At 61.1% G+C, this 20,100-nt stretch carries 16 protein-coding genes; 12 read left to right on the top strand and 4 right to left on the bottom strand.

From position 1 onward, the window contains the following. The first annotated feature begins 24 nt into the window (after positions 1-24). From C3B78_RS20005 to C3B78_RS08180, 4 genes are all read left to right on the top strand, one after another. Positions 25-912, top strand: coding sequence for a C40 family peptidase (locus C3B78_RS20005; protein WP_158677203.1), 888 nt, complete (start codon positions 25-27; stop codon positions 910-912). Positions 913-1,388: 476 nt separating this feature from the next. Continuing rightward, the gene (locus C3B78_RS08170) at positions 1,389-2,813 is read left to right on the top strand and encodes a hypothetical protein (protein WP_158677204.1); all 1,425 of its coding nucleotides are present in this window, start codon (positions 1,389-1,391) and stop codon (positions 2,811-2,813) included. Between the two features lie 360 nt (positions 2,814-3,173). After that, positions 3,174-3,752, top strand: a complete 579-nt coding sequence (locus C3B78_RS08175) for a Pycsar system effector family protein (protein WP_104997623.1) — start codon at positions 3,174-3,176, stop codon at positions 3,750-3,752. A gap of 2 nt (positions 3,753-3,754) precedes the next feature. Beyond that, positions 3,755-4,486 carry an adenylate/guanylate cyclase domain-containing protein gene (locus tag C3B78_RS08180; protein WP_199775360.1) on the top strand — a complete coding sequence of 244 codons (732 nt, stop codon included), beginning with the start codon at positions 3,755-3,757 and terminating at the stop codon, positions 4,484-4,486. A 291-nt stretch (positions 4,487-4,777) separates the two neighbouring features. Here the strand turns inward: C3B78_RS08180 and C3B78_RS08185 are convergent, their stop codons facing one another. Beyond that, a complete protein-coding gene (locus C3B78_RS08185; protein ID WP_104997625.1) occupies positions 4,778-5,749 on the bottom strand; it encodes a hypothetical protein in 972 nt (323 codons plus the stop codon). A gap of 726 nt (positions 5,750-6,475) precedes the next feature. Here C3B78_RS08185 and C3B78_RS08190 point away from each other — a divergent pair. The 8 genes from C3B78_RS08190 (at position 6,476) to C3B78_RS08225 (ending at position 15,196) form a co-directional block, all read left to right on the top strand. Continuing rightward, positions 6,476-6,763: a hypothetical protein gene (locus C3B78_RS08190; protein ID WP_056393728.1), complete on the top strand. Its 288-nt coding sequence runs from the start codon at positions 6,476-6,478 to the stop codon at positions 6,761-6,763. Between the two features lie 444 nt (positions 6,764-7,207). Continuing rightward, positions 7,208-8,140: a type IV secretion system protein gene (locus C3B78_RS20355; protein WP_442778271.1), complete on the top strand. Its 933-nt coding sequence runs from the start codon at positions 7,208-7,210 to the stop codon at positions 8,138-8,140. Beyond that, positions 8,133-9,629, top strand: coding sequence for an SCO6880 family protein (locus C3B78_RS08200; RefSeq protein WP_104997627.1), 1,497 nt, complete (start codon positions 8,133-8,135; stop codon positions 9,627-9,629). Before C3B78_RS20355 ends, C3B78_RS08200 begins: the two co-directional genes overlap by 8 nt. A gap of 227 nt (positions 9,630-9,856) precedes the next feature. After that, positions 9,857-11,071: an ATP-binding protein gene (locus tag C3B78_RS08205; protein WP_199775361.1), complete on the top strand. Its 1,215-nt coding sequence runs from the start codon at positions 9,857-9,859 to the stop codon at positions 11,069-11,071. Between the two features lie 89 nt (positions 11,072-11,160). Next, positions 11,161-12,891, top strand: a complete 1,731-nt coding sequence (locus C3B78_RS08210) for a type IV secretory system conjugative DNA transfer family protein (protein WP_158677206.1) — start codon at positions 11,161-11,163, stop codon at positions 12,889-12,891. Then, positions 12,878-13,390 (top strand): hypothetical protein, encoded by a 513-nt coding sequence (locus tag C3B78_RS08215; RefSeq protein WP_066285540.1) that lies wholly within the window; start codon positions 12,878-12,880, stop codon positions 13,388-13,390. The genes C3B78_RS08210 and C3B78_RS08215 overlap by 14 nt, the downstream gene beginning before the upstream one ends. Positions 13,391-13,474: 84 nt before the next feature. Next, positions 13,475-14,635: an ArdC-like ssDNA-binding domain-containing protein gene (locus C3B78_RS08220; RefSeq protein WP_158677207.1), complete on the top strand. Its 1,161-nt coding sequence runs from the start codon at positions 13,475-13,477 to the stop codon at positions 14,633-14,635. A 57-nt stretch (positions 14,636-14,692) separates the two neighbouring features. Beyond that, positions 14,693-15,196, top strand: a complete 504-nt coding sequence (locus C3B78_RS08225) for a single-stranded DNA-binding protein (RefSeq protein WP_104997631.1) — start codon at positions 14,693-14,695, stop codon at positions 15,194-15,196. A 337-nt stretch (positions 15,197-15,533) separates the two neighbouring features. Here the strand turns inward: C3B78_RS08225 and C3B78_RS08235 are convergent, their stop codons facing one another. The 3 genes from C3B78_RS08235 to mobF form a co-directional block, all read right to left on the bottom strand. After that, positions 15,534-15,818, bottom strand: a complete 285-nt coding sequence (locus C3B78_RS08235; RefSeq protein ID WP_104997633.1) for a hypothetical protein — start codon at positions 15,816-15,818, stop codon at positions 15,534-15,536. Positions 15,819-15,883: 65 nt separating this feature from the next. Further along, positions 15,884-16,414 carry a hypothetical protein gene (locus tag C3B78_RS08240; RefSeq protein WP_104997634.1) on the bottom strand — a complete coding sequence of 177 codons (531 nt, stop codon included), beginning with the start codon at positions 16,412-16,414 and terminating at the stop codon, positions 15,884-15,886. Positions 16,415-16,435: 21 nt separating this feature from the next. Further along, on the bottom strand, positions 16,436-20,038 hold the full coding sequence (gene mobF / locus C3B78_RS08245; protein WP_104997635.1) for a MobF family relaxase: 3,603 nt from the start codon (positions 20,036-20,038) through the stop codon (positions 16,436-16,438). Positions 20,039-20,100 lie beyond the last annotated feature (62 nt).

Below are 20,100 nucleotides of genomic sequence, written 5' to 3' on the forward strand. Positions count from 1 at the left end.
CTGGAAGTGCGGAACGCTGGGCTCTTGCTCTACGAGCTGACGCCTCGTCAGGAGAGCGTTGCACGGACGTACATCGCGGTCGGCAAGCAGCTTGGAATACCGCGCTCTGGGCGGATCATCGCCATCATGATGGCGCTGCAGGAGTCGAGTCTGCGCATGCTCGCGAACCCCAGCGTGCCTGCTTCCCTGCAGTTCCCGAATGACGGCGTTGGACGTGACCACGACTCGATCGGTTCAGCACAACAGCGTCCGGCGGCGGGCTGGGGGACAGTTGCGCAGCTAATGGATCCCTCCTATAACGCGCGCGCCTTCTACGGTGGGCCGTCGGGACCGAACCGCGGCAGTCCTCGAGGACTCCTGGACATTCCCGGTTGGCAGGGAATGGACAAAGGTCTGGCGGCTCAAGCAGTCCAGGTGTCTGCTTTTCCCGAACTGTATGCGCGTTGGGAGCCGGCGGCCACGGCAATTGTTGCTGCGCTTGAGGGCGGCACCGCTCCTGCCTCCTGTTCAGATTCCTCGCGAGCGCTGTGGCCTGGGGCATCTTCCCCTAACTTGAGCCAGCTGCGCCAAGACATTCTGAGGTTCACGAAGGAAGGTTTGGGCGGAAGGTATGTGTGGGGCGGGACCGCCTTTAAAGCCTGGGACTGCTCTGGCTACGTGCAGTGGATTTACAGGCAGGCCGGAATCGAGCTGCCGCGAGTAGAACAGTGGCGTGTGGGTGTCCGAACAGAGAACCCTCAACCAGGAGATCTGGTCGTTCAAAATCCCCAGGGACCTGACAACTGGGGCCACGTCGGCATCTACGCGGGCGACGGCATGATGTGGAGTGCCCTGAACCCGGCGGTAGGGACGTTGTTGCATCCAGTGAATTGGAATCCTGGTCCTGCCTATTTCGATCTGTTGGAGCGCTAAAGAACTCTTCTAGTGCCATTAGTACGTCGCTAACCTGCGACGTCCCGCCTATCGCTGAGACTTGTTATTTGACCGCCTGAACCGAACATATACGAACGGGCAACTCAAACCAGCTCGATTTCAGGGCAGAACCACGTTCATGGCAGCTGTTTCGATTGCCTTTGTCGTCCTCGGTGCAGCCCGGGCTTCCAGGAGGTTCAACCCTTGCTGGCGCAGCGGTCGTTTTCGACAGTGCGGTGCGCCGCTTCCATGTGGAGGTCGCGGCCGACATCGGCCAGCCGATACTAAATACACGACACTTGTAACTTTACGGGCCCTTCAGTCGGCAGTCAGGGGCCGTGATTGTGAAAGCTCCTCCGGGGTCGGCTCCCCCTCTACCGTTTCCTCCAACGGAAAGTGCAAATATATGCATTAGCTCGTGTTGTCGGCGGTCCCCGCTAAAATCCAAGCAATGGCTCTAATTGGGGGAAACCGAGTTGAACAACAAGCGATTCACGATGGGGGACACTGCTCCGGGTCTCGTTATCGACAACGTCGAGGACACGCCCTACGTAACCGGGATGCTGTCTTTCGGGGAATTGAAGGGCGTCAGCCTACTGGTCCCGTTCGTCAACAACACACCTCAGTTTGCAGCCGTGAAGGGTTGGGTACGCGACGGTCGGCCGCCGTCCAACCTCCAGTTACTTACCGACCGTGGTCGGTTCACTCTCTATGGCTGCCGGACCTCCGGATCGTCGCTCAATATGGGCGGGCAGGGGTTTTCGACGGTGAGGATCACGCCGCAAGAGGTCGTCTACAAGGATCGTGACGGCGACTTTGACGACGCGCTTGAAGTCACAGAGCTCCGCTCGCGGATAGATGGCCTGACTGAGTGGACGGATATGGGAGCTACGTCCTACTCCTTGGTGGCGGACGAAAAGAACCGGGCGCAAAAGATCAATGTTGAGGTGCAGTCTCCGCCCCCGCTGGTTTGGCAGCACGGCGATGTGACGTTCGAATTGAGCACTAACTGGGCCGTGGACGACGAGAAGCCCGGTTTTCGTGTGCGTGAATGGGTATGTCTGACCACGAAGTTCGAAACGTCGAGGCCCTGTGCTGAGCACTTCGCCGAACAGCGCAAGATCGCGGCGCTGTTGACGCTCATGTACGGACAAGCGGCCGTATTCCGCCACCATGAGATACGGGACGAGCGATTCAATGCCAAGGTTCTCACCGGCAAAGTCGTCGACGTGCCATTCTTCGAGATGGTCTCCGAGGATACTGTCTCCGACTATTGGCGGCCCCTTCCTGGGGAGATGAAGCACCCGCTGGCCACTGCCTCCGACGTCGGTGTGGACGGTCTGCAACGCTGGTTGGAGGGCTTCGACCAGTGGGAGCGCGTTATTCACCCCGGCGCCGGAACGCTTAGACGGCCTGAGTCCTACGTCGAGGACCACATCGTCAACGCCTCCGTGAGTTTGGAGGCCGCAGGTCACCTCATTGGAGAGGTCGAAGGCGAGCGAGAGTCTTGGTCAACAAGAGGAAAACGCTCATACCCGACTACTGCAACGTACGTCTTCCGTGCCCTAGCTGCGGTCAACCTCGATTGGTTTGACGTAGCCGCGTCTCGTTTGGCTCTTGCAAGGGCGATTGCGAACAACTACAACGACGTCAAGCACCCTGAGCGGGGCCCGATGCCTCCAGCCGAGCACACGTATGTTGCTGGAAAGATTGCGCTTCTTGTTGTGCGGTTGCTGGCGCTTCGGCTGATGGAACCGGATATGAATCTAATCAAGGCATTTGGTGAGGACTGGAAGTTCAACCAGTTCAAGCAGCAGATCGTCGGCATGGATGTGTATGCCGATGCCAGCGGTCGATTTGGTCCCCGCCCCGAGGGGCTCGCTTCGGTGGACGAAGATTGAAGGCCGCTGTATTTCGCTGCTGCTTGACTTCTGGGGCTGTTAGGCTGCGGCGATGGGGATAATTCAGAAGCTTTCTGCCTTCCTTCGCGGCGCGAACGTGTAGCGTTTAGGGCGCCTTCACCGGGCAGTTTTTTGGGCGGGGTAGAGGGGACACCCTGAACTGGGAATCCGCAACGCTGCACGTCAGAGCCCGGTTTAGTAGGGTACCGGCTATCAGGACGGTGTTGGCTGGTAGATCTTGGACTCCTTCAACGTGTCCAGGACCCTTGCTCTGCAGGCGTGAAGATGATGACTCCGCCGTGCAGACCGTAAGGTACGTTCCAGTGAGACAAAGGCCGCTGCTAGTGAAATGGAATCCAAATGAGGCGCACCACGTGGGGACCCAAGGGAGAGCCGGACGTTCCTGCGGTTGCGGAACCCCAACCTGACCAGGCTTGGAAGGCACTGTCCGTTACCAATGAGTGGATAAGACATGCAGATACGAAGACAGGTGTAACCCTCGCCTTTGTCGGAGCTACCGTCGCGGCTCTGTTCAACCTCGTCAAGGACGAAGATAAGTGGACCTGTGCGCTGACTCTGGCTGTGAGCTTGTGTGCCCTTGCTTTGGTGTCCTCTGCAGGCTTCGCCTGCGCGGCGCTCTTCCCTCGGACCCGTGGCCGACTACCGAACGGGGAGGAAGCAGACGAAGACGCCGTGAACCTCTTGTTCTTCGGTGACATCGCCGGACACTACATGAAGGACAGGCCAACGTATCTGCAGGTGTTGTCCCTGCTCACGAGCGACCCCACGCGGCTCACGCGCCAAGTAGCCGCCCAGATCCACGAGAACGCGCATATAGCCACAACCAAGTTCAAGTACGTCAACCGCGCCATCATTGCAGAACTGGTCGCGGTTGGTGTCGTGGCTTCTGTCGCCGTCATAGCTGCGACAGGATGGTAACTGTGGACGGAAACTATAAGTACTACTCATACACCTCCAGCGCCGCGCGGATCGATGAAATTTTGGATCAGCCGACAGGGCAGTTCGAAGAAAAGGACAACTTTCCGGACCGCGACAGACTGACCTACACCAACGGCGTCTACGGTAAATGCACCGCGATATTCGTCGACATACGCGACTCCTCCGGTCTCACCGAAAAACACGAGAGGCCGGCGCTTGCAAAGATCTGCAGATCGTTCATTTCTGAGATGGTCGCCGTTCTGAACAGCTCCCCTCTGGTCAGGGAAGTTAACATCGTGGGTGACTGCGTCTGGGCGGTGTACAGCACTCCGCTGCAAAGCAACATCGATGATCTTTTCAACATTGTTTGCACTGCAAACACCCTGAAGAAGTTGCTCAACGCCAAGCTCAGCAAGAAGGCCCTCACACCCCTGAAGCTGGGCATTGGAGTCGATTACGGGCGAGCACTCATGATCAAGGCCGGCTACAGCGGCAGCGGCATCAATGACGTGATCTACATGGGAGATGTGGTGAACCGTGCCGCCCACTTGGCCAACAAAGCCGGAAGAGCCTACGCAGACCCGATTTGGGTGGGAGACTGGTTCGCTGGAAACCTCAACGAGCACAACGCCAAACTGCTGACTTCAAGCTACGAAACGGGGCTTGGCAAGGTCCGAAAGGGCAACGCCATCATTTCACCCATGGACGAGTGGATTGACGAAAACTTCGGCTAGCTCGTTTGTTCAGCGGAGAGCCATCGTGGCCTGGGCCGAAGTTGAGTAATCGCGTGATCACCTCTACTGCGATCTGACCAAGAGCGCTACTGACAAAACGGCCATCCATCGCTGCAACTTATGCGCAACCAGCAGCGCTTTCGACTGTCTCAGTAACCAATCCGTTGTTGAGAGATCTCACGCATCCTTTTGCACGCTCGATTTAACGTGTTCTCTCCACGTATGTGACTCAATCCTGGCCCTACCTACGACTGACCTGCTCGGAGGGAGGTCGTTGGGTACGTATGAATGTCAGCGTGACAGCTCGTCGAGCAAGGACCGGAGCTGTCGAAAACGTTCCTGCATGAACTCCGTCCTGAACTCTTCTCGTGCTCGCCTGCGTCGCTTGCTGGCCTCGTTTTTTTCAACCGAGCCAGAAGCCAGCAGGTTTCGGCTATGGAGTGCTTTCTCCGTAACGCCCGCTCTCTTTGTTTCGCCAGCAAGAATTGCGGTGCAGAACTCTTCACCATGAATCGCGCACCAGCCACTATTCAACGCCTGGCCAAACCGCTCGTCGTCCGGAATTTTGTCGAGAGTTCGTTCCTCCCATAGAAGACTTGGCGCTACTGCATCCGGCTTGCCATCTGAGCAGCCGCACGAGAACGCGAGGAAGTCATTGTTCTCTATCTCGTCCCACACGCTTCCAGTAACCAGGATGTGCTCTGGATCAGTTTGCTGCGCCGCTTTTGCCGCATAGTTGACCGGTCTGCCCGCCCAAACGGGCTCTTGCAGGTCTAGGTGCCGCGGCAAACCCACCTTTTTCACCAAGATGGAGCCACTTGCGACGCCAACTTTGAACCCAGTAGACGGTGCCTCCGGCCACTTGTGCTCCAGCTTTTGCGTGAAGTCTGTGCTGAAGGTGCGAATGGAAATACCTGCACACATAGCCCGCTCGTAGCGCGATTCCCCCCAGAAGAGCCCGAATCCGCCATCTCCTTGGATATCGACAAAATCCGCGTCGAACGCTTCCAGAATCTTGACCACACCGCCCACTCCAGCGTCGTAAATGCTGGCCGTGCTGGCGGGTCGGCGGCCCTTTTCCAAATTGGTTGAGGACTTCAGATCAAAGAAAACGGCCACCAAATCATCCAAACGGTGCCAGGTCTTCGCGTTTACAGGAAGATTCTCCAAGTCGAGGGAGGTTTTGTACTCCACCTTGGGCATCCGCTCAAATAGGTCAGCTGTCCGCTGATACGCCGAATCCAGTAGCTGATCAAGTTCCAAAGGCTGCCCATTCCCGTCAGTAGTTGATTACAGCCTAGTTCCGGGGTCTGACAGTAATGTCCAGTGAGACTGGGGTCCGTGCCTCGAGTGCCGACCGATCGGCACGAAGATGATGAAAGTTACCAGGCGGAGAGTGTCAACGGGCGCCCACGTGAGAAAGATTGTCGCCCAGAGCAGGAAGAATACTCCGGTAATTAGCAACTGTCATGCGGAACTGCTGATCGACCTCTCCTTCGACGCGAAGCGCGGTCCGGGCTTGCTGAGCCTGACCCACCTTGTGACATGCCGCGAGCCTACCCACTGGGTCAGCGAACGCAAGTCATGCCGGGGCAGTCGAATCATCGAAGGCGCCACCTCGTCGCGCGCGCATCCCGTAGAGGGATGCCCTCACGAACACCTGAACCGGTCGCCACATCCGGGTCCACGTGTCTCATAACCGAAGTGCCTCCAAACCCTAGAGATTCAAGACAGCTGGCGGCGCAGTGATGCGACAAAGAACGATCACAAAACGCCGCCATTTATCGGCAAACTCCGCACGGGAAGCCGGAGAGCCACAGGAGGAGTCTCAAAACGATGTGTTGTGGGACGTTATTACTGCTCCGCCCTGATGTCGTGACAAAGGCTCTGCCAATAGTTATGGAAAGAGGTCATGTCGCTTCCTCCCGCTGGTTCCATGAACCCTTGAGCTCATCTGCTCACTCCAGGGAACAAGACGGACGGAGCATCATGTACTTTGCAGCGGTGGACCCGGGGATCACCCCGAACGCGAGCTTTCCCTTCCTGGAATCGCTTAAACAGATCGGCGGGGGCATCCTCGTGGGCGCCTTCATCATCATCGCCATCGTGGCAATCATCGGTGCCGCGATGCTGCTGGCGGGCAAGCTTAGCCAGTCATCCCGCCTCGCCTCCGGCGGGGGCGTGATCCTCCTTTGGACGGGACCGGTGGCCGCCATTCTCGGCGGCATCAACGGCTACATCCTCTGGTCGCAGACGGCGTTCCCTCTCGGGTTTTAGCTCATGCCTGTTGAGTGCGACCTCAATGGATGGTGGCCACCCGGCTGCGGCCTGGTCTCCCAAGCCAACGACAACGCCTTGGGTGCGGTCACCTCACTATTCGCCAACATCCTTCAGAACATGGCGTCCTGGCTGTGGGCTTTCATCACCGGCGCCTTCACCGTATCGAACGTGGACGACTCCCAGTGGCTGTCGGTCGAGGGGCTGACCAGCTGGTGGGTCGCCGTCATGATGACGCCGCTAGTCGTCGTGATGATCCTCCAGGTCCTGTCGGGCCTGGTCAGTCAGCAGCCGAGACGCATCGGCCGCGCAATGCTCGGCGGAGCTGCCGCCATTCCACTCGTCGGGGCTGCCGTGTATCTCGTCCGGCAACTAACGCGGGCGAGTGATTTAGCCTCAGCCGCGCTGCTCGAATCGATCGGCTCTGACCCATACCTCGTTTTCATGAGGCTTTTCGGATTCGAAAGAGCACCAGAAGGAAGTGGTCGGGAATGGAACTTGGTCTCGCTGGCACCTGGGACGACAGGAGGCCCAGCCGGCGCCGTCGTCGTCACTGTGATGGCAGTTATTGTCGTGTGGATCCTTGCCTTCATCCTGATGTGCTCGATGATCTTCCGCTCCTTTGCACTCGTCGTCTTGGCGGCCGTCGCGCCGGTGGCGTTGATGCTGCTGCCCTGGGACAAGACAAAGTCCTGGGCACGCCGCTGGTGCGAGGTGGTCATTGCCCTAGTGTTGGCAAAACCCTTAGCCGCAACGGTCTTGGCCGTTGCCGTTAAACTCTTCGCCGAGTCCAAGTCCTTTGCCGGATTGGCAGCTGGCACGGTGGGCATGGCGCTTGCCTGCAGCGCACCTCTGGTGGCCCTGCGCTTGGTTAGCTTCGCAGGCGGGGAACTCGCGGCAGCAGCCCAAACGGCCGGTGGCGGCCACGTCCTTTCCCGGAGCAGCAGTGTGGCGGCTCGCCAGATCAGTCGCCAGACAGGTGGTCGCCTGACGCTTGCGGGACTAGTAAATCGGTCCGCCATGACCCGGCCGATCAGCTCAAGCCGCAGCCTCTTCCCTACACAAGTGTTGGCGCCGGCTGTACGGTCCGGGATGCCCTCGCCCCAGGGTGACGGCGGCCAGTTGGCCTTGAGAACCGCGCCCTCCAACGGAGGCCCGAACACCCTGCACCCACCGGGGTCGCAGCAGGGCTTAGCGCGCATAGGCCCTCACGAAAACAGCGGTACCGCCCCGGCATCCGCGCGGCCGGCCCCACTCGGAGAGGCCGAACCGCGAGCGCATCCCAACGCAAGCCCACCGGCCCCTTCGAGGGTGCGGCCTCCGAAACCCCATCCACCAAGAATCGACCCTCCGAACGGAGGTACCCCACATGTCTGACGATGCCCGTGCCCTCGAGGCCGTCAAATTCCCCAGATACGAGCGCCGCGGGTTCTTCCTTGGCCTCAAGTGGTACCAGTTGTTGATAGTCGCAGGGGGCGGCGCGGTTGCCATAGTGGCTTCTGCCAGCAGTGGGCCGGTTGGCCTATTTTCCTCCGGACCCCTCTGGCTTGGGCTTATGCTGCTCGGGCTCCTCCAGTATTCCCGCATTCCTTATCCCGTATGGGCGAAACAGCTCGCTGTGTTCTTCTACCGGGCAGCGGTAGGACAAACACGGTTCCTTGCAAAACCCGCAGCTCCGCAACTGGCTGGTCGGCTTGCTCTTCCGGGCGGCCTTGGCAACTTGGAGATCCGAACAACGTCCAGTGGTGAATGCTTCATGGTCGATCACCACGGCCGGGAGGCAATCGCGGTGTTGCGCTGCAGCACACGGTCCTTTGCACTCCTGGATGCAGATGACAAAGCGTGGGCGGTGCAAGCCTGGTCACGTGTGCAGGCCGGCATGGCTCAACGTCCAGGCGTGGCCAGGATTGCGGTCCAGGATTACACGGTGCCCTATCCTTCGTCGGCGCTCTGGGAGTTCTACAAAGACAACGCCATGCCGGCGCAGGCTGGCGAGAAAGCGGTGTGGGGACGACGCGCGTATGAGGACTTGCTCGGTGCAGCCGGGGCAACCATGAGCCATGAACTCCTGGTCGCGGTAGTCCTGGACACAAGCAAGGCTCGACGGCGGATCAAGGAGTCGGGCGGGGGACTGGTAGGCCTGGAACACGTCCTGCGGCTGGAAGTCGATGCGATGAAAACGTCGCTCGGTACCCACAGCGTGAAGGTAGAAGAGTGGGTTCGTGAACCCGGACTGCTAAGCATCATCCGTGGAGCATTCGATCCCGCCGCTCTGCCGGCCGCCAAAGCGCCGTTGGCGGCAGCCGCGCCGTCGGCCGAGTCGACAAGTAGAGAGATGGATTCTCTCCACCGACATGGCCCGATGGCCGTGGAAGAACACTGGACCTACCTGCGGACCGACACCGGGTTCCACCAGACCTTCTGGATCGCTGAATGGCCCCGCCAGAAAGTCTTCCCGGGCTTCCTGCATCCGCTGATTTATGTGGGCGAATTCCGCCACACGTTCACGGAAGTAATACGGGCAGTGCCCACCGCTGAAGCCCTCCGTGACATCCGCTCGGCGCAGGAAGCGCATGAGACCCGCCGTCGTATCAACGCCCGTTTCGATAGGCCGCTAACCCGTGAACAGAAGGCCGAAGAAGAAGAAGTGATCCAGAGAGAGGAAGAGATCGTCGCCGGCCATGGCGACGTCCGCCCGGCTGCCTACATCACCGTCACGGCGACCTCGCTGGAGGACTTGGCACGGCATCGTCAGGAACTTGAGTCTGCTGCCGCCGGAGCATTCGTTGAGCTTCGGCTTCTCTACGGACAGCAATGGGCAGCGTTTGTCGCCGGCGGCCTTCCGCTTGGAAGGGGACTGCGTTGAAGCAGGCATCGAAAAGCGTCGAGTATCTACCGTCGGGAAAGAATCAAACAGAACGGAAAGCACGACGGCGTCCCGCACCACCCGCTGCAGGATGGGCGGGCGCCGCGGTAGGGGACAAGCAGCGCGATCTGCAGGGGTTGCGCCTCGCAGGGGACTGGGGGAGCAACGAGCCGAATTCGATGCGAGGTCCGCATCGGTTGCAGCCGGCGCCCCACCGGGCATCGACCATGACGTTTGCCGCCGCCTACCCGTTCCTTACGGAGTCGGGGCTGGGGCACGAAGGAACCTACATGGGCACCGACGTCTTCGGATCCGGGGCCTTCTCCTACGATCCCTGGATCCTGTACGACAAGGGGATTATCAGCGGCCCGTCCATTGTTGTGATCGGGACGGTCGGCACCGGCAAATCGATGTGTGGCAAGTCGCTCGTGACGCGATCAATCACCCTAGGGCGAAAGGCAGCCGTCGCGTCTGATCCCAAGGGCGAGTGGGTGGCGGTAGCGGAGGCTGTTGGTGGCAAGGTCATTTCCGTCGGCCCGGGCCGCCCTGCAAGGGTGAATCCCCTCGACGCCGGTCCCCGCTCCAATGCCCTTACCGAGGCTCAGTGGCAAGCGGTGGTAAGGCAACGGCGCCGTTATCTCCTGGGGGCCTTGGTCTCGCTCATGCGGCAGGGCACGCCCCTTCGGCCCGTGGAGCACACAGCCTTGGACATCGCCCTCATGGAAACCATGGCCGAGAACTCAAACCCGACCCTGCCCATGGTGCTGGACCACCTCCTCAAGCCATCGAAGGAGATGACCGCCCTTGTCGGCACAGACGGAGCAACCGCCGTGAGCCATTCACTGCGACGCACTGTGTCCGGTGATCTCGAAGGGATGTTCGATGCGCCATCCACTGTGGCCTTCGACGCTGACGCCCCCATGATGGTGATGGACACGTCAGCGCTGATCGGAGCGTCCGAGCAAGCGCTTTCGTTGGCCGCGGCCTGCGGTGCCACGTGGCTGGAAGCCGCCATCACCAACCCCGACGGTGGGAAGCGGCTTGTCGTGTACGACGAGGGGTGGCGGATGCTCGCAGATCCGTACATGTTGGCAAAGATGAGCGAGCAGTGGCGACTCGCCAGAACCTACGGGATCGCAAACCTGCTCATCATGCACAAGGTCGCCGACCTCAACGAGATCGGTGACAGCACGAGTGGACACAGACAGAAAGCACTGGGCCTGCTGACGGAGGCTGACACCAGGGTCATTTACCGGCAGAAGCACGACGCGATGCGCCTTACCAAGGAAGCGCTCGGCCTGACGGAAGCGGAGTGCGAGCATGTTGAGAACCTTCCGAAGGGCGTCGGGCTTTGGAAAGTGGGCAACCGCTCCTTCATCGTTGCCAATCGAGTGACCACTGACGAGCTTGCTGTTTTCGGGACAGACGACAGGATGCTGTGAGGAGGCCGGGCAGCGCACGGGCTGCAAGTGACAACCCTTTTGTTACCGCTGGGCTTGTTTCCGCTGCAGCCTACATAAGTCTTTGCGCAGTGGTGCAGACAGCAGCGCACGTGGCCGGCTCTTGGCAGTGCGGCACCATGCCGCCGCCGCCCTTCAACCCTGCCGCCGCCGTCGGACTTCTCGCCAACAGAATGGAATGGATCGTTGTCCGCCGCGCTGATTGTGTGTTTGGCACAGACAGCGTCTGGTGGGTGCTCGCCCCGGCTCTACTGCTGGTGGCTGCGCTCGCCGTCGGTGCGGTGGGCCTTTGGCGGCGATGGAAGCAATCGGGGGGTTGGCTGCGCCAAGACATCCTTAACCGCGACGGCGTTGCCCGCCGTGCGGAGATTCTTCACGACTTTGGGGCTAGGGCCGTGCGGAAACGAGGGAAGTTCACGCGTCCAGGACTGGCAAACCCTTCGGTGCAGGACCTGTCGTGGACGCTGGGCCGCTCACGGGGCGTCACCGTTCATGTCTCCACGGAGGAATCGATGGTGATTCAGGGTGCGCCACGATCCGGCAAGGGCTTGTACGTCGTCATCAACGCCATTCTTGATGCGCCGGGGGCAGTCGTCACAACATCCACGCGTGCGGACAACCTGGTGGTGACGATGAAGGCGCGGGCTTCAGGTGGGCGACCCGTGACCGTCTTTGACCCACAGGGTATGTCGGGGATCCCGTCGTCGCTTCGCTGGTCGCCGGTACGCGGGTGCGAAGACCCTGACATTGCTACCCGGCGGGCGTTGGTTATCACGGCGGACACCGAGATGAAGGGCGAGAACGCTGCCTGGCAAAAGCGCTCGCTGATAGTTCTTCAGTGTCTGCTCCATGCTGCGGCGCTGTCCGGCGAGGGAGTGACGGCTTTCCGACGCTGGTCTTCCAGTCCGGTGCTGGCGCGCGAAGCTTTCGAGGTGCTGGGCCAGCCGGGCGCGGCCCTGGGTTGGCAGGCCGACCTGATGGGCATCTTGGAGGACGACCCGCGGAATACGTCTAACTCGTGGATTGGGGTTTCGGCGGCGGTGGCGCCTCTGTCCTCACCGAAGGTGCTGGCCGCGCTTAATCCACAGGATGCCTCTGAGGAGTTCGATCCGAAAGCCTTCATCAGGGAGCGGGGAACCCTGTACCTGATCGGCACTAGGGCCGGAGCTGCCGCGGCGGGCCCGTACTTGTCCGCGCTGATTGACGACATCGACAATGCAGCGCGGGAAATGGCCTTCGTATCGCCAGGAGGACGGCTAGAGCCACCTCTTTCCTTGATCCTCGACGAAATCGCCAACCTGGCCCCATGGCCCGGGCTGCCTGTGGCGCTGTCCGACGGCGGCGGTATCGGGATCTCAACGCTCGTCGTTTTGCAGTCGTTGTCCCAGGCCCGTTCGGGCTGGTCCATCGATGAGGCATCGACCATCTGGGACTCGGCGATCATCAAAGTGATCTTTGGAGGCGGATCTGACGAACGGGACCTGCGTTCGCTCGCCGGGTTGCTGGGGGAGAGGAGCCTCACCCTCACCACGCGGTCCTGGTCTGCCGCTGGCCGGCAGGACGGGGAGCAGATACGGGAAAGTCCTGTGATTGCTCTGGACGAGATTCGACGCCTGCCCGCTGGCACCGCGCTGATGCTTGGGCGGCGGACTCGACCGATCCTGCTCGACCTACTCGAGTGGCACAAGCGTAAGGACGCGGGGGAGCTGCGCCGCTTGAAGGCCGAGATGGAGCGCATCTTGGCCGACGGGCACAGGGAGCGTCAGCAAAAGACAAAAGGGGCGCCGGATGCGCAGCCATGACGAGACCGAGGAGTTCGATGTTCCGTCTGCTGGCTCCTTCGGGGACGACGAGATCACCGCACAGTTGTTTCGATCCGCTTTTGGTGCTTCAGCGGCTTCCAAGAGCGTGACCCGCCGTTGGCGGGAAATGACTCCGGAGCAGTCCCAGGAAGTTTGGGGTGCCCTTTTCTCATGGGTGCGATGGCTTGTCGCGACTTATCAGCTGACGACGTCGGTCATTCCTGACTGCTGGTGGCGTCACCCCGAGATTGTGGCTGAGTTGTATGCGCTTCACCGCGCCGAGCTTGCCTCCTACACCCAAGATGACCCGGGCTTCGGCCCGCTTGCCTTTCACGAAAGGCTCCCGCACGCCGTCGAACGCCTGCGGATGCACACCAGGACTGCCGGGTGCGTAGGGCTGCAGGCACACAAGGAGCCTGCGCCCCGAATCCTGTCTGGTGATGACCCTGACTTTGTTGAGTGGCGGAAGGCTGCTCATCAACTGGTTGCTGACTTCTGAGTCATGTCGCTCTTGAGGTGCTTAACCATGAACGGGTCTCTGCGCAGCAATGCTGCGGTCCAAGAAGCATGAAGGGTGGCTGTCGTGACCGCTACACCTGAAGTTCAATCTAGCAGTTTGCCCGACCAGAGCTCTCCGGAAGCGAGCGTCGGCGCTCGCCGTATGGCGCCCGAGGAGCGAATCGCCTCATTGATGGATGGCCTGCACTCGATTCTGGAGGAGGCGGTCGAGTCACCTTCACATTGGCAGGTTCTGCTCGATGCCTCAGCCAATTTGTGGCGGTACTCAGGTGGCAACGTCGCCTTGCTCATGATGCAGATGGCGCAGCGGGGTACGGACGAGCCGACGCTCGTCGCGGGGTACAAGGAATGGGAACGGCACGGCCGCACTGTCCTTCGTGGCGAGCAGGCCCTGTGGGTCATTGCACCTCGGACTGCCCGTGTGCAGCAAATGCTGCTGCCCGATGGTACGCGCCAGCGCATTCCCCTGGGCGACAAACTTCCCAAGGGTGCTATCGACGAGGGGAAGAAGACCCTCATCACGGGTTGGCGCGGGCAGGCAGTCTTCGACGTTTCGCAGACCCAGGGGGCTCCGCTGCTGGTTCCCAGGCCGAGTGATGCCCCGACCTTCGACGCGCCGGACCTATGGGAGTCGCTGGCCCGGGTTGCCCGCACGCACGGCTTCTCGATCCAGGTCACCGATGCGCAGTTCGGCCTGACGAGTGGTTTCACCGACTTCGCGCAGCGCCAGGTTCAAGTGGGCGGCTGGCTGAATCCGGAGGAGCGGGTCGCCGTCCTGGCGCATGAGCTCGGCCATGTTTTGCTACACGGGCCGGATGACAAGGTGGGAAGGCTTTACGGGAGCAGCGTGGACCACCGAGGCCTTGCCGAGGTCGAGGCCGAGTCTGTGGCGTACACGATCCTCAAGGCTCATGGAATTGACCGGGGTCCGCAGTCTGCAAGTTACCTATCAGGCTGGGCTGATGCAGTGATTGAGGCGGAGCATTCAGCCGCTGTGCGCAGCTCTTCTCCGAAGCAACCCGCCTCGCGGGTGGATATTGCGAAGTCAGTCTTAGGCCGCGTCACGGCGGCAAGCAAGAACATCCTCGAATCCACCAATCCTCCGGGTTTTGGCGGGAAGGTTCCCACTGCTGAAGTCTCGCCCCGGGTCCAGGGCCAGGATTCGTACGTACGCCTGCAGCAGCCCGGCGGACCATCCCGAGGGTTGGAGATTTCCGGCCCGTAGGGCGGCCGCGAAGTGTTGGACGGGAGAAACCCGTCTGCGAAAGAAAGGGCAGAAGATATGAGTACCAAGATTCCGGTCAACATTGCCGGAAACCTCGTCGCGGACCCTGAGCTTACCTACGGTGAGTCCGGAGTAGCGCACGCCAAACTGCGGGTTGCTGTGAACCAGCGGATTCAGGGAGCCGACGGGTCCTGGCACGACGGAGACCCGGTCTTCCACAACGTCTCCGCGTTCCGGGCGCTCGCAGAGAACGCTTCGAACTCCCTCAAGAAGGGGGACCCGGTAACGGTGTCGGGTGAACTCGAGTTCCGCGCGTTCGAAAAGGATGGTGAGCGACGGGAAGCCCGTCGGATTATTGCTGAAACCATCGGTCCTGACCTTCGGTTCGGGACGGCCGCTTACCAGCGCTCCCCGCGGGCGGCAGCCGGTCCGGACGCTGCTGTAGATGCGGGTCTGCAAGCGGCGCCTGAAGCGGCTCAACCTGCTTACAGCATCGCTACGAAAGGTCGGGTGGCCGCACCCCCTTTAGGCGGGCCGGCGCGGGCTGACATAAGCATGTAGCTGACTGCTGCTGGCAGTGATGGCCTGGTCCTCATTTGGACCAGGCCATCACCTTGTCTACGCTCCGCATGTACGCTCAGACGCTTTCGGCCGCCGCATTAAGACAGTCGACGGAATTGTCCAGGCTTCACCTGCACCAGGATCGGCAGCGCGAGTTGGACCGGTGCGGCGCCGACCGGCGTGTCGAGAAGATCGTTGATCGACGTCTGTCCTCTCAGCTCCCCTGAGGGATCTCTTTCCATGCCCACGACCCTAGGCACGACCGCGAGCCTTGCGTTTCTTCGACACGCGCGGCGCGCCCCGATGCTCACCTGAGCGTCCCCGGGATGGCTGCCAACTACAACGCACTACTGCCCTTCCACTCATCAGGCTTTACACGCCTGATGCTCGACGAATGAGCCCACCCCATGTGGTACTTGCCGGAAGAGTCCAGCCATTCGATGAGGCCATACTTGTGGGTCCAACCGACGGCTTTGCCGTAAATTCCGCTGACGTACACGAGCGGACGCCCATACTTCGGGAAATCCCGGATGGGTGCTGGGTCATCTATTGGCCGGGTTGCTTCGGCGTCCAGACGCATCATCATTCGCTCGACATCTTCGGGGGAGCCGGACTTGATCATGAAGCTACTTTAGAACATATATTCGAATGTTCGAATCGACCCAGCATCGGGACCGTGGATGCCGCTTAGGGGTGCCGGCCCTCAGCGGGTGCCCAAGCTAAGCAGTCGGCGGCTCGAATGAAGTACGTCGCTGGCCATGGTGTGCTGGGCATCACTTGAGCGGGGTCCGGGGCGATGAGCAGGACGGATCCTGGCCATAGGGGTTCGGGTAGTGCTTCTATCCAGGCAGGCTGAACGTGGTTGAAGCGGTTCCACATGATAGTGACCCACGCGCCGGTGGGTTGCACCGCGTCGACGCTGAGGAGGGTCACCTCTGTCGTGGTCCCGCTGGCCAGCTTTGCGTTGTCAAAGGATCGCCATCTGTTTGCTGCGTTAGCCAGCCAGGTCCGCCGTCGGGCGGATCTTTTCCCCCATAACAGCGCCAGCACTAGAACAGTTGCCAGCAACAAGCTGCCAACGATGACCTTCATGACGAGAGGAAGTTCCGTGGCGGCCAAGGCTATGAAAGAGAGGGCAAAGACTATGAAGACAACCGCGCTGGCTATCACTAGTCCGGTTGTCGCTACCTTGGGTCTTACCGCCGGATTGACGACCATTCGCATTACCTCCTTACCAGATTAGAGCTGCCAGCCGGCACTTGTAAGGACGACTTGCTGAGAAAGGGCTGAATCCACAGGTGAGTCATCTAGCTGAGCGGTGCCACGGCGACGAGCATTGTTGATTGCTGCATTGATTCGTTCACGCTGGCCCCGTTGGTCCGATTCGTAATCCTCCGGAGTCGGGCCCAGGGGGAGGGGAGAGTCCGGCAGCGCCCACCTGTCGCGAAAGACGGCAACGTCACGGACCAGCTGCCAGGTTTCGCCGCTGGTGCTATCTCCGACGGCTTCAAGCAAAGCACGTTTCCACTCAGGATCGGCTGTCAGCGCTGCCATGCTCACGGTCTCCGTCCTTTGGGAGATACGTACCCTGACCTGCTGAATCATCGACGCTAAGTCAGGGCGCGGAATGGTGAGTTTTTCAACCAGAGGTTCCTCAACCGCCGTCGTCCTTCCTTTCATGAACCGGCGTAAGCGCACGCTGAGGACAGCGCAGCGATCATTGGCGCTGCTAGTTTCCTGGCAGAACTGGCTCAGTATGCGCTCGATACCCTGCCGGCTGACGGCTGTGGCTTTCCGCCATGCCGCGACAGCTGCGCCCCACGACGGAGATTGTTCGAATTCCTGTGAGGCACCAGGGGTATGTTCGTCCAACTGCTGTCTAAGATCCAGTCCTGCCGCGATCTGCGCGAGGTAGTCATACTCCGCGTAAAGCCGCTCAAGGCTGTCCGCCTTCCTAAGCTCCGCGTCACGAATCTCGTGGGCAGTCCGTTCGGCGCCCTCAGCCGCCAGCACCTCGCCAAGGATGCCCTGCCATGAGAGCTGCAGTGATGGATCGACGGCAGGATGGTCGGCGTCGTCACCTTCGCTGACGTAGGCATAGTTACCGGAACGGCCACGGGTCATGCTTACATATAGCAACTCGCGCGTGAGCCGGCCCTGTGTGACTACCGTGTGGCCGGTGTCCACGGTTATGCCTTGGGAACGGTGTGCCGTTGTTGCATAGCCCAGCTCGACGGATGTCTCCAGATACGCCCGGGGGAGTAGGACGCTCGCGCCTGTGTCCCGCCGCCGGGCGAGCAGGGAGCCGTCACGCCGACTGATGCCTTCGACGTCGAACAGCGTTCCGTTCCTCACGAAATTACCGTCACTGTCCACTAGCTTTCGGTTATTTCCGCGGGCGATGACCGTGTCACCGGAACCCGCCCGTAGGCCATCGCTGAGCAGCACCGTCTGATCGGGATCAACTTCACCCTGTGACACTCGGTCCGCCTGCGCCCGTTCATTGAGCATGCCGACCGTTTCATTGTCGGCGGCAATGAGGATGGACGACTTGCCTGCCCGAGTTTCTGCCTGCCAGGCGACGTAGGCCTGGTCAGCCATATTCAGGTAGGTGCCGTGCCGGATCCGCCCATGTTGGGCATAGTCGTTGATGGCTGAGTAGTCACCGTTCCGGAGCTTGAGCGACGACGCACGCTCCCACTCCTCATGGAATCTCCAGATCGTGCTCAGCCGTGTTGCCTTACCCTGCCGGTCCAGCCAGCCAAGTACGCCTCCGGCGTCGATGGCGTCCAGCTGTCCCGGGTCGCCGACCAACAGAATCTTGGCGCCCGCATCGTGCGCCTGCTGTACGAGAGCCGCGAGCTGGAAAGTCGAGACCATTGACGCTTCATCAACGATGATGAGCTGATTCGCATGGAAGCACCAGCGTTGCTGGGTGGCAGCGAGCTGCGCCGCCTCCTGCGCTAACGCAATGCTCCAGCGCTCGCCAACACGAGCCGCGGCCAGTTGCGACTGCACATTGAAGAAGCGCCCCGCCCGTGAACTAGCCCCTTGGCCGGCCGATTCGTGCAGCCACTTGGTGACGTTCTCCGTTGCCATAGCGAGTTCGCGGCCGAGGACTTCGGCGCTGGCAGCTGCCGAGGCGAGTCCTACAACGCTGCCGGCGCCGTACTGCGCTTCCCATACTGCCTTCACTGCACTCAACGTCGTCGTCTTTCCCGTGCCTGCTGGCCCCACGATCGCGTCGAGCCGGTTGCCGCCCAGGACCACCTCGGCAACGGCGGCACGCTGGTCAAAGTGAAGCACTCCGCTCTCCGGCTGTTGGACTCGGTCAAGGAGGTCCATGATGACGTCTGCGCGGACTGCCGGGCCGCCGTCGTCGTTCCTTGCTGCCGTGACCGCGTCCTCACAGGCGAGCGTGGACGTATCGGTGTAGAGGCGCGATCCGTGAAAGTCGAAGACGCTTCGTGGTCCATGCCGGACGTCTGCCTCGGCGTGGACCGGGACGGTGTACCGGTAATCATTCAGAGGCACGGACTGCTGCTCGGCCGCGGTGGCGACGGCGTCCATGAGCGTGCTCCTGTCCGCCGCCGTACGGCAACGCAGCTGGGCGCAGACGCGTTCGGCTTCCGCAAGGAGATTCCAGCGGTTCCAGGTTGAGCGTTTGTGAGCGACCCGCTCACGTGTCAGGGTTGCGACGGCGCAGATCCAGTCAGACGTGACGTCAGTGAAGCCAAACGGGGCGATTCGGGAGCGGTTGATCGTAGCCGCGATGACGTCGTCCGGTGGGAATCCTTTGGCGGTGGCGCGTGCCCTCCATTCTCTGGATAGCTCGTGCAGGGGCGTGGGGAGCTCGGACTTGGGGTCGCGTGTGGCCAAGGTCGCTTGCTGCCGCAGCTTGATGACCGTTGCTGTGCTTGGCGGATGCCCGTGTTCCGTTATCCACTCCGCGACGAGGCGGTCTGTTTCCACATTGATCAGCCGGGACCGGTTCGAGAACTCGCGGATGAGGTCCCCATCGACCCCGGTGAGCTGCTGGCTGGGATTGCCCGTATTGGCGGCGGGGAGGCGGATGTCCGTGTCGCTCCCAAGTTCCCGCTGGAGGGCGTCAAAGAGGAGTCCGTTGTAGTGTTCGCTGGCGGCGACGGCGGCCTTGTATAGCGTGCGGGAGTCAAGGGTGACCCAAGCTCCGTCGGTGATGCGCTGGATGCGGTTGGCGATGACAAGGTGGGTGTGGAGTTGCGGGTCGCCGGTGCGAGATTCCCAGTGGTCGAAGGCGGCGGCGATGGCGCCCCTTGTGCCGACGTGGGCGACGCCGTTTCGTCCGGCGCGGGTGTGGATGACCTGCTCTTCTAACCAGGCAAGGGTTGCCTCCATCGCCTCGTGGTGCACACGGAGGATTAGGTGTTGCGTGCTGCGAGGGCTGAGTGCCCAGAGGACTGACACTGACTTTGGCACGCTGAAGGTGAGGTCGAAACCTACGACGGCGTGCCTTACCGTTGGTGGGCCGGTTTTGTTTACGACGGCGGTGGGGTGGCTGTGCGGCCGGCCCAGGGGTGTGCTGGTGTCCGGATGTACGGCTAAGTCGAAGACTGCTTTCGCGTCTGTTTCGGTGACGACGTTGCCGGCACTTCTGTTGATGGCTGGGAGTCCGCTGCCGATCCACCGGCCTTCAGGCGTCCCTGCCTTCATGTAGTAGGTGGTGGCGTCCGGGGGAGTAGCGGTGAGGTCATCCATCATCGTGGTTTTGAACAGGTAGCGTAGACCTGATTGTGCCGAGAGGCGTGCGATGGACATCGTCATGGCCGCGCCGCTCTTGCCTGGCGCTTGGATGGATGCCATCCGCGGCGGTTGAGGATGTCCAGCGTTGCGGGGTCGAGGGAGACGCCTTTTGCGTTCGCAAG

Source organism: Arthrobacter sp. PGP41, from assembly GCF_002953935.1.
In the GTDB taxonomy this organism is placed as follows: domain Bacteria; phylum Actinomycetota; class Actinomycetes; order Actinomycetales; family Micrococcaceae; genus Arthrobacter.

Coding starts and splice junctions, on each gene's coding strand:
- C3B78_RS08175 (WP_104997623.1), top strand. CDS start 3,174: ATGAGGCGCACCACGTGGGGACCCAAGGGAGAGCCGGACGTTCCTGCG.
- C3B78_RS08190 (WP_056393728.1), top strand. CDS start 6,476: ATGTACTTTGCAGCGGTGGACCCGGGGATCACCCCGAACGCGAGCTTT.
- C3B78_RS20355 (WP_442778271.1), top strand. CDS start 7,208: ATGAGGCTTTTCGGATTCGAAAGAGCACCAGAAGGAAGTGGTCGGGAA.
- C3B78_RS08200 (WP_104997627.1), top strand. CDS start 8,133: ATGTCTGACGATGCCCGTGCCCTCGAGGCCGTCAAATTCCCCAGATAC.
- C3B78_RS08205 (WP_199775361.1), top strand. CDS start 9,857: ATGACGTTTGCCGCCGCCTACCCGTTCCTTACGGAGTCGGGGCTGGGG.
- C3B78_RS08215 (WP_066285540.1), top strand. CDS start 12,878: ATGCGCAGCCATGACGAGACCGAGGAGTTCGATGTTCCGTCTGCTGGC.
- C3B78_RS08225 (WP_104997631.1), top strand. CDS start 14,693: ATGAGTACCAAGATTCCGGTCAACATTGCCGGAAACCTCGTCGCGGAC.
- C3B78_RS08235 (WP_104997633.1), bottom strand. CDS start 15,818: ATGATCAAGTCCGGCTCCCCCGAAGATGTCGAGCGAATGATGATGCGT.
- C3B78_RS08240 (WP_104997634.1), bottom strand. CDS start 16,414: ATGGTCGTCAATCCGGCGGTAAGACCCAAGGTAGCGACAACCGGACTA.
- mobF (WP_104997635.1), bottom strand. CDS start 20,038: ATGGCATCCATCCAAGCGCCAGGCAAGAGCGGCGCGGCCATGACGATG.